The sequence below is a fragment of the Acetobacter conturbans genome, assembly GCF_011516755.1.
In the GTDB taxonomy this organism is placed as follows: domain Bacteria; phylum Pseudomonadota; class Alphaproteobacteria; order Acetobacterales; family Acetobacteraceae; genus Acetobacter; species Acetobacter conturbans.
The window spans coordinates 26,984-40,827 of sequence record NZ_WOSY01000015.1 but is presented as its reverse complement, the minus strand read 5'-3'; the positions used below and the strand labels follow the sequence as shown (position 1 = coordinate 40,827).

The 13,844-nt window shown below is 54.6% G+C and carries 13 protein-coding genes; 9 read left to right on the top strand and 4 right to left on the bottom strand.

Going from position 1 to position 13,844, the window contains the following annotated elements; translation table 11 throughout:
* Positions 1–138 precede the first annotated feature (138 nt).
* A complete protein-coding gene (locus GOB81_RS13615; protein ID WP_173570974.1) occupies positions 139–1,335 on the top strand; it encodes an MFS transporter in 1,197 nt (398 codons plus the stop codon).
* Between the two features lie 163 nt (positions 1,336–1,498).
* On the opposite strand, the gene GOB81_RS13610 is transcribed toward GOB81_RS13615, so the two are convergent.
* Positions 1,499–3,052, bottom strand: a complete 1,554-nt coding sequence (locus GOB81_RS13610; RefSeq protein ID WP_173570973.1) for a trypsin-like peptidase domain-containing protein — start codon at positions 3,050–3,052, stop codon at positions 1,499–1,501.
* Positions 3,053–3,222: 170 nt separating this feature from the next.
* Positions 3,223–3,663, bottom strand: a complete 441-nt coding sequence (locus tag GOB81_RS13605; protein WP_173570972.1) for a nucleoside deaminase — start codon at positions 3,661–3,663, stop codon at positions 3,223–3,225.
* Between the two features lie 280 nt (positions 3,664–3,943).
* Between GOB81_RS13605 and GOB81_RS17910 the strand changes: the two genes are divergently transcribed.
* From GOB81_RS17910 to GOB81_RS13585, 5 genes are all read left to right on the top strand, one after another.
* Entirely contained in the window at positions 3,944–4,072 is a 129-nt protein-coding gene (locus GOB81_RS17910) for a hypothetical protein (RefSeq protein ID WP_277876926.1), read from the top strand.
* Between the two features lie 61 nt (positions 4,073–4,133).
* Positions 4,134–4,889 (top strand): gamma-glutamyl-gamma-aminobutyrate hydrolase family protein, encoded by a 756-nt coding sequence (locus GOB81_RS13600; RefSeq protein WP_173570971.1) that lies wholly within the window; start codon positions 4,134–4,136, stop codon positions 4,887–4,889.
* Positions 4,883–5,647: a pseudouridine synthase gene (locus GOB81_RS13595; protein WP_173570970.1), complete on the top strand. Its 765-nt coding sequence runs from the start codon at positions 4,883–4,885 to the stop codon at positions 5,645–5,647. The genes GOB81_RS13600 and GOB81_RS13595 overlap by 7 nt, the downstream gene beginning before the upstream one ends.
* Positions 5,647–6,201 (top strand): 16S rRNA (guanine(966)-N(2))-methyltransferase RsmD, encoded by a 555-nt coding sequence (gene rsmD, locus GOB81_RS13590; protein ID WP_173570969.1) that lies wholly within the window; start codon positions 5,647–5,649, stop codon positions 6,199–6,201. The genes GOB81_RS13595 and rsmD overlap by 1 nt, the downstream gene beginning before the upstream one ends.
* Positions 6,201–6,791 (top strand): IMPACT family protein, encoded by a 591-nt coding sequence (locus tag GOB81_RS13585; protein WP_173570968.1) that lies wholly within the window; start codon positions 6,201–6,203, stop codon positions 6,789–6,791. Before rsmD ends, GOB81_RS13585 begins: the two co-directional genes overlap by 1 nt.
* Before the next feature lie 144 nt (positions 6,792–6,935).
* Here the strand turns inward: GOB81_RS13585 and GOB81_RS13580 are convergent, their stop codons facing one another.
* Complete coding sequence (locus GOB81_RS13580) at positions 6,936–7,895, bottom strand: NAD(P)H-dependent glycerol-3-phosphate dehydrogenase (RefSeq protein ID WP_173570967.1); 960 nt, start codon at positions 7,893–7,895, stop codon at positions 6,936–6,938.
* Positions 7,892–8,743 carry a 23S rRNA (adenine(2030)-N(6))-methyltransferase RlmJ gene (locus GOB81_RS13575; protein ID WP_173570966.1) on the bottom strand — a complete coding sequence of 284 codons (852 nt, stop codon included), beginning with the start codon at positions 8,741–8,743 and terminating at the stop codon, positions 7,892–7,894. The genes GOB81_RS13580 and GOB81_RS13575 overlap by 4 nt, the downstream gene beginning before the upstream one ends.
* A 168-nt stretch (positions 8,744–8,911) precedes the next feature.
* On the opposite strand from GOB81_RS13575, the gene GOB81_RS13570 reads away from it, so the two are divergent.
* From GOB81_RS13570 to GOB81_RS13560, 3 genes are all read left to right on the top strand, one after another.
* Complete coding sequence (locus GOB81_RS13570) at positions 8,912–10,141, top strand: tyrosine-type recombinase/integrase (protein WP_173570965.1); 1,230 nt, start codon at positions 8,912–8,914, stop codon at positions 10,139–10,141.
* 490 nt (positions 10,142–10,631) lie between these two features.
* Positions 10,632–12,455 (top strand): primase-helicase family protein, encoded by a 1,824-nt coding sequence (locus tag GOB81_RS13565; RefSeq protein WP_173570964.1) that lies wholly within the window; start codon positions 10,632–10,634, stop codon positions 12,453–12,455.
* Positions 12,452–13,408: a hypothetical protein gene (locus tag GOB81_RS13560; protein WP_173570963.1), complete on the top strand. Its 957-nt coding sequence runs from the start codon at positions 12,452–12,454 to the stop codon at positions 13,406–13,408. Before GOB81_RS13565 ends, GOB81_RS13560 begins: the two co-directional genes overlap by 4 nt.
* The last annotated feature ends 436 nt before the right edge of the window (positions 13,409–13,844 follow it).

The following is a 13,844-nucleotide window of genomic DNA, read 5'->3' as shown; positions in this document are numbered from 1 at the left end:
CCGTGCGCCAGAGATGTTCACCGCTTTCACATTGAGCCTGTACGAAAACAACACACGAATCTTCCACCATGTTGGGGTATGGCTGAATCTGTCTCCATCCCTGAAACTTTTGGTTTCAAGTTTTCGTTCAAGGGCAATATGCTTTTCAAATCCCTTCCGGGCTCTGCCATCGTCGGCCTGTGTGCATTGTTCGCATGCACCTTCACCGCCCTGACCAGTGAGGTGGCGCCAGTTGGCCTCCTGATCGACATGGCCCAGACATTTCATATCAAGACAGGCTCCGCCGGGCTGGCCATCAGCGCCTTTGCGCTCATGGTCGCGTTCGGAGCGGTTCCCCTGACCATCATCACCGGCGGCATTGACCGGAAACTGCTGATGCTTGTGTCGCTTGGGGGCTATATGGTGTCCAACGTGACCGTGGCGCTCGCCCCGACGTTTCTGATCCTGTGCCTTGGGCGTATGATCGGCGGCACAGCCCATGCCGTGCTCATGTCTGTTGTCGCGGCCTACGCCGCCCGACTGGTCCCGGCCAAGATGACGGGACGCGCGATTGCCTTCGTTTATGGCGGCACATCGCTCGGCGCGATTCTGGGCGTGCCGGGGTCCGCCGCCATCGGTCATTTCACCAACTGGCGCGTCGCCATGCTTATCATGACGGGACTAACGACGCTGCTGCTGGTCTGCGTCGCCGTTGCGCTGCCCCGCGTCGCCACTTCACCTGCCACGCCGGGCGGGGTTCCCTCCATGCGTTCAGGCACGGCAATGCGTAGTTTCCTGCTCGTCGTTCTGGTCGATGCCATCTTCTTTCTGGCTCACAACCTTCTCTATACCTATGTCACGCCGCTTCTTCTCGATCATGGCCTTGTCGAGAGTGAGTTGAGCATCGCCCTGCTCATCACCGGCAGCCTGAGCATCCTTGGACTATGGCTTTCGGGCCTGACAGTCGATCGCTGGCCGGCAGGGGGTCTGCTGTCCAGCGGCATCTTCATGCTGATCGGCATGGGGCTAATGTATGGGCATGTGCTGTCGGGATGGCAGTGCGTGGTGGCCATCGCCATATGGTGCATCGGTTTCTCCGCCATCGTTCCCTTTGTGATGTCAGGAGCCATCCGGGCCAACGCCACACGACCAGACGTGGCTGGCGCCGCCATCAACAGCGCGAGCAATGTGGGAATCCTTCTGGGATCGGCCCTCGGCGGTCAGGTGCTCTCGTCAATGGGCTTCAATGTCCTGACGCCCGTCGCGCTCGTCGTGATCATCTCCGCTCTCCTGATTTCCCTGTGCAGCCCACAGGCTTTCCCATGGCGGCTTTCGGAATCAGACGACCATCATTGAGAGTCGAAAGCGAAAAAAGGCCCCATCTGTTTGCGGGTGATCCCACGAAAATAAAAAAGGCACCTCCTTACCGGGGGTGCCTTTTTATTTTCTGACCTGAAACAATGTTCGCGACCGGGTTCATTGACCGCCTGCAACGATCAATGAACAGAGCCCAGATGCATTACTGGTTATCGTCGTCGGGCGATGCCGGAGCATTATCCGAGCTGCCATCAAGAGAAATCGCCACGAACAGCGACTGTCCTTCACGCAGGATCCGCAGGAGCACGGCGTGGCGCGCCTTCAGGGCGGCGGTCACGGCGGTCACGGTTGCAGAAGGCGTGTCCACCGCCTGCTCACCCACGGCCTGAATCACATCACCGGGACGCAGGCCAGCCTGATCGGCGGGCGAGCCCGGCTGCACATCGGAGACCACAACACCGTGAACCGAGTGGTCGAGGCCGAGCTGCTGACGCATGTCACTGGTCAGCGGCGACAGCGAAACACCGATCTTCTCGCCGTGAGCCCCGGCCCCACCGCCCGTCGCATTACTTGCGGTGGACTGGTTCACGATATGAACGGTGAGATCCTTCTGCACGCCATTGCGCAGCACGGTCACCGTCGCATCCGTTCCCGGTGCGATGGAAGCCACTTTCACGGCAAGCGTATGCGGTGTCTCGACCGCTTTGCCGTTCAGCTTGACGATGACGTCTCCCGCCTTGATGCCACCCTTGGCCGCCGGACTGTCAGGCGTGATGTTCGCAACCAGCGCTCCTGCCGGAGGCGCATCGGGGCTGGCAGGCTTGAGATTGAGTGCACTCGCCATCGACTGCGAAATGACCTGTGCCTCGACACCGAGATAACCACGGGTCACGTGACCGGTCTTCTGCAACTGCGTGACGACCGTTTTCACGATATCCGACGGAATAGCGAAGCCAATGCCGATCGAGCCACCCGATGGTGAGAAAATGGCGGTGTTCACGCCGATGACTTTGCCATCCTGCGTGATGAGCGGACCGCCGGAGTTGCCGCGATTGATCGGCGCATCGACCTGAAAGAAATTGTCATAGGGACCGTCGCCGATGTCGCGACCCAGCGCCGAGATGATTCCCGCCGTCACCGTGCCGCCCAGACCATAGGGGTTGCCAACGGCGATGACCCATTCGCCCGGCTGGACATCGTCGGACTCGCCCAGTTCGATGAACGCCAGTTTTTTCGTGCTGTTCAGCTTCAGCAGCGCGATGTCGGTCTTGGGATCGCGACCGACCACACGCGCCTGAAGGGTCGTGCCATCATCAAGCGTGGCCGTCACCTTGGTCGCGCCTTTGACGACATGGTTGTTGGTCACGACATAACCATCACCGGAAATGATGAAGCCGGAACCACGCGCTTCCACCGGCTGACGCTGCTGCGGCATCATCTGGAAGGGAAACGGAAACGGGAAAGGCGACTGCTGCTGCATGCCCTGCTCTTCACCCTCCCCGACCGAATCCGGACGAATCATCGCCGTGATGGACACGACCGCCGGCTTCACCTGTTTCACGAGGGTGACGAAGTCGGGGATTGTCCGGTTCGGGCTTGTTGGCTGAATGGGGCCTGGAGTGTCAGCCAGCGCGGACGGTACAAGGTCCGACGCGAGTGGCGATGCAAACGCGACGACGCCAAGACCGGCAAGAGCGGCGGCTGTCGTCATGAAACGTTTGCGGGTCTGGCGGATCGACGAATTCTGTAATGGCATGTCTGTTCCGATAAATCCCTTGAACCGGACCGCCTGTGCGGCCCGCGCCGATGATGGGGGGAGACGGCAGCGAGGGCAATCCGTCTCCTTGATACGAAAGGGAAATTGCCTGCACGCGTCAAACACCAGCCATACGGCGGGATGAAACCTGCGTTAGCTGGGAACCCTGATCAGCCAGCGCCGCGGAGTGCGCGAAAAAAAGACCGGAGCAATCCGGCGGCTTCTGTCTCCCGCACACCACCGATGATCTCGGGGCGCCGCATGCAGGCGGGATGGTCAATCACCCGGGGGCCGTGGGTGATTCCGCCGCCCTTTGGGTCATAGGCACCGAAAACCACGAGCCGGACGCGGAAATGCACGGCGGCGGCGGCGCACATCGGACAGGGCTCCAGCGTGACGACGAGCGTGCAATCCTCAAGGCGGGTCGTCCCGCGCGCCTGCGCAGCCCGTTTCATCGCCAGCAACTCGGCATGGGCCGAGGCATCGTGGGTCTGTTCCACTTCGTTACCGGCAATGGCCAGCGGAACACCGTTTCCATCGAGAACGACGGCCCCCACCGGCACTTCTCCGCGTGCGGCGGCGGAACAGGCCGCGATAAGCGCCGTTTCCATTGCAACACAAGGGGTTATCCCGCCGGGATTTCTCGTACAATCTTCGCTCATCACGTTCTGTTTCAACGCTTCATACTCGACGCCCTCTTTTCATGGCAAAAAAATGTCGGATTGCCACGGTTTTTCCTTGATTCCTCAACTTTCCATCTGTCACAGTGTGTTTCATCAGCCTGTAACAATTATTCAGCCGCCATACGGCGAAGTGAAGAAAAAATTACTTCAGGCCAACCGTTCGCCGGGCTCATGGGGAGACCGGCCTGTAAGCGGAAGAGAGGACGTCATGCAGAGTCTGACACTGGTTCTTGCCGCCGCAACACTCGGCTTCGCATTTGCCGCCTCCGATCATTTCACGTCAAAATTCGCGCCCGCGCCCGTCAAGGTCGAGCGGATGAGTCATACCACGCGATAAGACACGGTCTCCCGGTCACGCGGGCATATACGCCAGCCCGCGTTTATTCTAAGGGGAGCGCATGTCTTCGTTCGCTCCCCTCCCCCTTGTCGGCGTCACGCTCGATCAGGAACCGGGAGGCTCCGGTCAGTATTCCGCCTTCCCATGGTATGCGCTGCGCGCCAATTACATGGGAGCTGTGGTCAAGGCTGGTGGCCTGCCTGTTGCCCTGTCGCACGCGCCCTGTCTTGCCGAACAGGTCGTCGCCCGTCTAGACGCCCTCATCGTGACCGGCGGCGCGTTCGATATCGACCCGAAACTGTATGGGACGCCCCGCGCGGAAACCACCACCACGCTGAAGCCAGCCCGGACAGCCGCCGAGATGGCGCTCCTTGAAGCTGCGCTGAAGCGCAATATTCCGGTGCTTGGCATCTGCGGCGGCATGCAGCTCATGGCGGCCGCGCTGGAGGGAACGCTGATACAGGACATCTCGACCGAACAGCCCGACGCCCTTCCCCATGAGCAACCCAACCCGCGCGATCAGGCCGGGCATATCGTGCATATCGAACAGAATACGCTGCTCGGACAGATCGTTGGGCGTGGTACGATGGCCGTGAATTCCTCGCACCATCAGGCCGTGCGGACGCCGGGCCGCGCACGGGTCTCCGCCCGAGCGGAAGATGGTATCATCGAGGCGATAGAATACCCCTCCGCGCGCTTTTGCGTGGGGGTTCAGTGGCATCCGGAATTTCTCATCGATCCGGGTGACAGCGCGTTGTTTGCGGCCTTTATACAGGCCGCGCAGGATGAAACAGTGTCGGGAGACGGTGTGTGGTAAACGAAAAAACTGAAGATCGTGGCGACCGGATCGCCAAATGGCTGGCGCGCAGCGGCGTTGCCAGCCGCCGCGATATCGAGAGAATGATCGCAGAACGCCGCGTCAAGCTGAACGGTGCAGTGGTCGAACATCCGGCGACATTTGTCACTGCCACAGATGCAGTGTCGGTGGATGATAAACTGATCCATGGACCCGAGCACACACGGCTCTGGCGCTACCACAAGCCCGACGGACTGGTGACGACGCACCGTGATCCGGAAGGGCGTCCGACCGTGTTCGAAAAGATGCCTGAAGGCATGCCGCGTGTTGTCAGTGTCGGACGGCTCGACCTGAACAGCGAAGGCCTGCTGCTGCTGACCAATGACGGTGCACTGGCCCGAAGGCTCGAACTGCCTTCCAATGGTTGGTTGCGCCGTTATCGTGTGCGTGTGTTCGGTGCCGTGAACGAGCGGGAGCTGGCCGGACTGGCGAAGGGCTGCTCGATCGAGGGGGTGAAATACGGCCCGATCGAAGCCGCGCTGGACTCCCGCAAGGGCGACAATGCGTGGCTCACCGTTTCGCTGCGTGAAGGCAAGAACCGCGAAATCCGGCGCGTCATGGTCGCAATGAACCTCCATGTCAGCCGACTGATCCGCACATCCTATGGCCCCTTCCCGCTTGGTGAACTGAAGCCCGGCGAACTTGAGGAAATACCTGCCAAGGTGATGCGGACGCAGATCCCGCGTGACGTGGATATCGGGAGCAAGCGGCGCGCCTGATGCGGATCATCGCAGGGACGAGACGCGGAAAGGCGCTCGTCGCCCCCGAAGGCAAATCAACCCGTCCGACGGCTGACCGCGTCCGGCAGGCACTATTCGACATGCTGCTCCATGCGCCATGGGGTGGCCGCGACTGTCTCGAAGGCGCGCGCGTGCTGGACGGCTTCGCGGGCACCGGAGCGCTGGGACTGGAAGCGCTGTCTCGCGGGGCTGCATTCTGCACGTTCTTCGAGGTGGACCGTCCAGCACTTGCCACGCTGCGAGCGAACGTGAACGCGTGCCGAATGGGCGATGTGTCGCGCATTCATGGGTTCAGCGTGCTGAAGCCACCTCGCACGGACGCACCCTGCACGCTGGTGTTTCTCGACCCTCCCTATGGTCAATCCCTGCCCGCTCAGGCGTTATCCGCGCTCCGGGGCGCTGGATGGATCGCACCGGGAGCGCTGGTGGTGACGGAAACCGGTCGGGACGAAACCTGTCCTGTCGAGAACGTCGAAATCCTTTCGGACCGGGCGCATGGCGCTGCCAAACTGTGGGTCTGGCGAGCCGACTGATGGTGGAAACGCTGATCAGTCGGGCGGATTTCGAAAAGGACATCAAGAAAAGCCGGTTTCTGGCAATGGCAATGCCGGTCGAGACGGAAGAGGCTGCCCTGGCATTCATCCGGGAGGTTTCTTTCCCCGACGCTACACATAATTGCTGGGCGTGGAAGATCGGCGCGCGTTATCGGAGTGATGACGCGGGCGAACCCGGCGGCACGGCGGGTCGTCCAATCCTTCAGGTCATCGAGGCGCAGGGGCTGGACCGGGTGGCGGTGGTCGTCACGCGCTGGTTCGGTGGTGTGAAGCTTGGCGCGGGCGGACTGGTCCGTGCCTATGGCGGCACGGCGGCGGAATGTCTCCGACTTGCGCCCCGCGTGGAACTGGTGGAGCGTGTGCGACTAACGTTTCACTGCCCGTTCAGCGATCTGGCGCTGGTCGGGTCACGCCTGCCCGGACTGGATGCGGTCGTGGAAAGCGAAGAGTTCGATGCAACCGGGGCTGCCTATATCGTGGCCGTGCCGGTCGTGCACATGGAGGATGTCGTCACACGGCTGACCGACATGACCAGCGGACGCATCGTCGCGACAGAAGTGGAAGAGTAAGAGGCTGTTTCAACGGCTTTCCGCTGGCCATCCGACGCGCATTTTCTGCGCTCCGACAGCTCACGGACACTCCGCTTCTACTTAACCGAGACACACCGGTCGCGCCCCCAGGAGCATTCTCACTCAGCAGAAAGCTATTGAAACTTAACTCTCTGTTTTCGCCGGTCGCGTCAGCAGACGCATCATCGCGTCCTGCAAAGGTGTTTTCCCACTCACCACTTCCGTCACCGCATCGATGATCGGCACCGAGACGCCTTTTTCCCCCGCCAGTCGTGCCAGTGCCCCAGCCGTCGCCACCCCTTCCGCAACGCCTCCAAGGTCAGCGACCGTCTGTTCCAGTGTGGCGCCCTGCCCCAGCGCAAGCCCGACCCGGTAATTGCGCGACGAGCCGCCCGTGCAGGTCAGCATGAGGTCCCCGATGCCCGCCAGCCCGGCCATCGTCTCGGCGCGCCCTCCAAGGGCCTCGGCGAGACGCGTGATCTCGGCCAGTCCTCGCGTGACAAGCGCGGCGCGGGCATTCTCCCCAAGCCCCGCACCGATCGTCGCGCCGGACGCGATGGCGATGACATTCTTCGCGGCTGCGCCCAACTGCACACCAGCGACATCCAAGCTGTCATAAAGACGGAAACGCGGAGTCCCGAGACCGTCGGCAAGAGTGCGGGCCAGTCCGGGCTGTTCGGCCGCGATGACGGCAGCAGCGGGCAGTCCGGCGGCCACCTCATGAGCGAAGTTAGGGCCGGACAGAACCGCGCCTGTCAGGTCAGGGCGAATGTCGCGCAGGATATCGAGGGGAAAACGCAGACTGTCGGGCTCAACGCCCTTGCAGCAGAGCACGACGGGCGCCGCCGTCTCCAGACGCGCCAACACCGCCGCGAAATGTTTCATGGGCACAACCGACAGCACCATGTCGGCGTCCATCGAAAGACTGTCGGTTACGGTGACAGTGGATGGCAGCGGAAAACCGGGAAGACGCGGCATCGCGCCAGTGGGCAGCCGCGCAGCAGGATTCCGCGCCCACAACTGCACCTCGGCCCCGGATCGCGCCGCCTGAAGCGCCAGAGCAATACCCCACGATCCTGCGCCTATGACTGCAATTCGCTTCATTCCGGCACTATCCACTCCACAAGGGATTCCGTCTCCCCATGCCCCAGATGATGACACAACGTGGAAAGAATCGCTGTAGATTCCTCATCAAATCTGAAAGGCGGATTAGCGATCAGCAAACCGCAGCCATTCAGCTTTTCAGGATCAAGCGGCGGCCGCACAGTCAGTTCGAGGTTGAGCAGGTTTCGCTGTCCGGAATCCTTCAGCGCATTGAAGAATGCTCGGGGCGGTGCCCGATGCTTCACAGGATACCACACGGCGACAATGCAGCCGGGAAAACGCTGGCGTGCTTTTGCGACAGCCTGCACCAGATCGCCGAATTCGGACCGTTTCTCGAAAGGCGGGTCGATGAGAACCAGTCCCCGCTTCGCTGTTTTCGGCGGCAGAAGGGCGGTGATGGCCTCATAGGCGTCACGATGATGGACGGATACAGCCGGATTGTTGCGAAACAACCGCCTGAGATAGCGTTGGTCTTCCGGGTGCAATTCGCAGCACACCAGCGTATCAGCCGGACGCAGCATATGAGCAGCGAGGTCCGGCGATCCGGGATAGACCATACGCGCCCCATGCTCGCGCATGATCTGGCGGACAAGCGCCAGCCAGTCGGCGATGGGTGCAAGGTCCGGCGTTTCCGGTGGAAGATCGAGCAGTCGCCCGATTCCGTCACGCCATTCACCCGTCGCCTGCGCTTCCGGGCTGGAAAGGTCATACAGGCCGATGCCCGCGTGCGTATCGAGCACCGTGAACGGCGTGCTCTTGCGGCTGAGGGCGCGGATCAGTGCGTAGAGGAGGGCGTGCTTCATGACATCGGCGAAATTGCCGGCATGGTAGGCGTGTCGGTAGTTCATGTTTTTCCTTTTAATATCAATGACTTACCTGACACAAAATCTTTCACGCGCCTTTCACGCTGGAAATTAAGCGACTGAAAACAAAGCACTTTTATAAGGTGTCTGCACGCTGTTTTCACGTTGCCCTTTTCACGCTGGCTTGGCTTGCACGTTCATAGAAGGTCTTGAATGTCAATCCTTTACACTGTTTTCCGTCGTCCAGATTCGCCGAATTGGTGGGTTTCGTTCAGCTTGCCGGAAATCGGCCTGATACGTGAAAGCCTGCGGACAAAGGACAAAGCCACAGCAGATGAAAAGGCTGCTTCGGTCTATTACGGCTATAAGGCCAAGATCGAACACAGACTTCCTGTTAAGAATGATAATTTCCAGCACGTCATGCCGAAATTTCATGCGTTTCTGAAAGAACGTCTTGAACAGCGGAAACTGACCCTGACAAGATATACACAACACAAGAAATTTATTGATTCCTATTTTATGGAATACTTCCATAAGAAAACACCACAATTTCTGAATACGCATGAAATTAACAAGTTTATTGAATGGCGCTGCAATTACTGGATTACAGGACCGGGAAAAGAACAGACGCATAGGACCATTCATCGTGGAAATCGCGTCTTTCAAAGACGTATTCCAGCTAATCTGAAGGTCTATCCAACATCAAGCACACTTGAAGGCAACAATGCTGCAATGCACCAGTTAGTCCGATGGCTGCATGATAACGGATATATTCGCAATCTGATAACATGGGAAAGACCACCAGTTGCGACATCAGCACGTCCCGGCTTTAAGTCGGATGAAATCGCCCTGTATATGAATCAGGCGCAGAAGGACATTACAGCGGAAGACCTGAATATCAGGGAACGATATGACCGTGTTTTGATATGGGCATTTTCAGGGTTCATGATTAACACCGGCTTACGTCCCACCGAAGCCTTGCGGCTCCGCTGGAAAGACCTTGTGGGCTGGTCATGTGATGCCCTGTCAGACTTTAAAATTCTTGTCCACGCCAAAAAGAAGCACCGAACGGCTATTCCGTTTCCTGCGGCTGGTTCTGATTTAGCGACAATGTGGGACTTGTTCGATGGATATTTCGGCCATGTGCCAAGTCCTGACGATTTCATTTTTTGCAGCACATCACGGAAGAAGTCAGATTATACCAACGTGTTAATGAACAGGATTCTGAAAAAGACCGGATTGCAGACTGATTATCGTGGTGTCCGACGCAGTTCATACAGCTTCCGGCATTATTACATCACCAGTCAGCTTGAACGCGGTTTAGATGCCTACCTGATTGCAAAAGCATGTGGAACCAGCGTAGATCAGATCAGGAAGCATTACGACCACACATCGCTGGAACAATATAAAGACAAGCTGATACCCAAATCCATGCGGCTATGAAGTTAAATGCATCACACACAGGACCAAGGGGACCAAAAGGACCAAAAAAAGAAAACTAACTTCTTATATGTCCCCCCTATATATTTTTACTATAGAAGTTTTAAAAAAAAATGGTCCCCTTGGTCCTAACGCATCAAAAACCGCAGAAGGCTGCCATTTTTTCCGGGACCAGTTTTGGTCCTTTTTTGGTCTGGACGGGTGCGATTTTGGTCCCGTAAGGCATTGATTACTATTTCATTGACAAATCATAACGAAATATGGCATAAATAAATCATCAACGGTTGACTGACCAAATGCATCGACCCATTGATAACGCAACATAATAATTGATTTTTTATGGTATATAAATACCTGTAACGGGATTGATTGCCCGTTTTCATAATATTTTTATGTTCGTTATCTTGTGGTGTCATCTTTTGGTCGGGGTGACACCATTTTTTTTGGCAAATTCACCCGTTGCAATGCCAATCAATGAAAATACTAAAATATTATGAATAATCAAAAAATAATACCAATGTGGCATGAACGTGCTGCTGGTTGTAATGCATTTACGAAATGCACTTTTCCACTGATTAACATCACATCGTATCCGTTATATACGACAACCGAAATCACCGATGCCGCCACCGGTAAAAAACATGCCTTTGCTTCATTAACACCGGACACAAATCCTGCCAATCTGGCGGTTTATAACGATTTCGCCCGTGCGATTGCTGGTATATGCGTCCCTAATTTTGCCAAACGCGAATGGTCAATTTATATCAATACCGCACGTAAATGGAACGATTATTCCCGAAAAACTGATGCTGCCAACGTCATACATCGTGAATTAAAAAACCACCCGGATGGACAACCGGCAATGGATTTCATCGAATGGATGATGAACGATGCATCAATGTGGGACGTATCCGGTGGTGATGGATTCTGGCCCATGGGCGACCATGTGTTCATGAAAAATGGTGTCATTATGAAAAATACATATCGCAATGACGGTATCAATATACCAATAAACGAACCATTTACCGATGATGAAAAAACCATGTTATCCGATGTGATAAATGACATCATACGTATCAATTTATGCAACAAACGCGGCAATAAAAATTTCGATGAATTATGGGATATTATACATGACACCGCAAACGATGACGAATATGAATTCCGTTATGTGATACACAATATCGCCATGAATTATATGCGTCCGGGGTTTAATATTCGCACCAATCTGGCATTGTGTGGACAACCCGGCGGCATGGGAAAAAATTACCTTGAAAATCTGATGGTGCGGATGATTGGTCAATCATTATGCACATCACCATCCAATCCCACCGGCCCATATAACGAATGGGCCGACAATCACACGTTTATCGTTCTGAATGAATTACAAAATCAATCGAATAATGATGAATTTAATCAAAAAATAAAAACTACCACTATCGAAAATACCATTGCCATCACGCAAAAATATCGTGATCAACGCATGGTGTCCAACATGGCGAATTATTGGTTATTTTCGAATTCACTAACACCATATAAAACTGATTCCACTGATCGACGAACCATATTCATCCGCACGTTCAATGATGAATCAACGTCAATCACCGATGGACGTAAACGTGCCGCCGATGACATTACGTCGAAATACGATGATGATGATGTGGCACATGCGTTGGCGAAACTATGTCATTATATGGAAATCGACACGGACGTATTGAAATATCGACAAACGGAATTGGCAAAAAAGGTTATTGCTAATTCATTTTCACTTATCGAACAATTTCTTAAATCTGAAAATCTGGCTGATTATATATCAACCGATGCATCTAAAAAATCCGATAAAAACCAATATATAAAAATCAACGATCTGTTTAATGGATATAATGCATGGGCAAAATCGCTTGGATATGAACAAATCACAAAACCACACTTCAAATCGGAATTTTCTGCACATCCTGATTGGTTTAAGTTTTCCAATAAAAAATGGTGGGTTCTGGATGGATTCATTGATGCACGCGATGGATGTCCGGTGGATGTTGACCCGGACGAACATGACGATGACGAACGGGATGATGCACCAATCCCACCGGCACCCGTTTATAATGCCACGGTTGATGATTTAATTGATGCCGCCAATCCACGAACCGAACCAACGGCAACACCACCACAACATGACATTTCGGGTCACGTGCCATTCCTGACGGGTCATGAACTGGTCCATGATGTCGCGCGTAACCACACATATGCAACCGCTAAAAATACTGGCGCATCACATCGCATGGCGCGTGTCATTGCCCGTGAAAATGGGGGTGTGTGATGTCGGGTTATCAATTCACCATCGCACCGGCAACCCATGTCATCCGCATGAATAACCCCGAACAAACCCATGATGATTTCCGTGGGTTCATTCTGGAAATGGAAACACATCGCATCGTTTGGCATGACGACAAAAATGCCCCCGGTCATGTGTTGTGGTTGCCATGTCGTCTGAACGATTGCCCTGAAATGGGCTTTCCACGTGCGATGAACGCACTGGCACAACCCACCCATTTATTCGGGCTGGATTTCGATGATGCCGGGAACACAATCGCCAATATCACGACGGCACTGGATGCATTGGGATGTGATTATTATCTGCACACCACAATGTCTTATGTGCCCGGTGAAAAGGAAAAATGCCGTGCCGTTATCCATGTGACCGATTCCATTATGTCCAATGAAGAAAACAAAATGTTATATAATGCACTGGTCCCACATTTTGACCGTTTCGGGCTGGTGATGGATAAATCATGCACCAACATTGCCCGAAAATTTTATGTCCCCGGTTCTAACCGGGCGACGGGTATTGAATGTGAATCATGGGCGGTTCAGAACCGTGGACCGTTGGACAATGCATCATCATCACCGTTGATGGCGAACGAACACAAACGAATTGCCCGTGAAAATGTCCTGCGCCAAATGGAAAAATCCGCTAAAGCAAAAGCAATTCATGGAAAAATTATCAATCCACAACGTCCTTATTTTAATCATTCCGGTGATTATAACGTCGCTGACCCGAAAGAAGTGGCGGCATACATTGGCGCAGAATCCCAAGGTTCTGTGATGGCATCTTTCATCGCGCACATGGTTGGATATTGCGGCACCCGCTTTGGTGATAATGTGGTTGATGACAGGACACTTCTTGATGCGCTGACATCATGGACCGGAAAAACCAGCCATGATAATTTAATAAAAAACATACGGGATGCACGTCAAAAATATAAAAGATAATGAAATTATCAATAATATATTATTTTCTGTTTAGTTACTAAAAAAGGATTGATGATTGATTTCACTAGTCTTTTTTTATTGATGTTTTTGATTTTTATGACGAAAATTCAAGGTATAACCGGCGCAAAACATCACTAAGCAATAGACATCATTTAATCATTTCTATGCAGGGACTGTTTCCGGTCTGAAGGCCGACACACAGCTTATCAAATTTCTTCTTCTGGGAATAATATATTATTAAATCATTGACCCGGCGTACAGGCTTCTGGTGCCGTTCTTGGGATATGTAAGGGCATTACCTGAACACATAGGCACGGGCTATCCATGCACACCACACATATCGACCCGTCCTGCCCCGTAAGGGGGGATAGGGGTATTTTGAAAAAAGGAAATGACCAGCATCGGCGCAATAGGTAAGTTCACGACAAACGCTTTT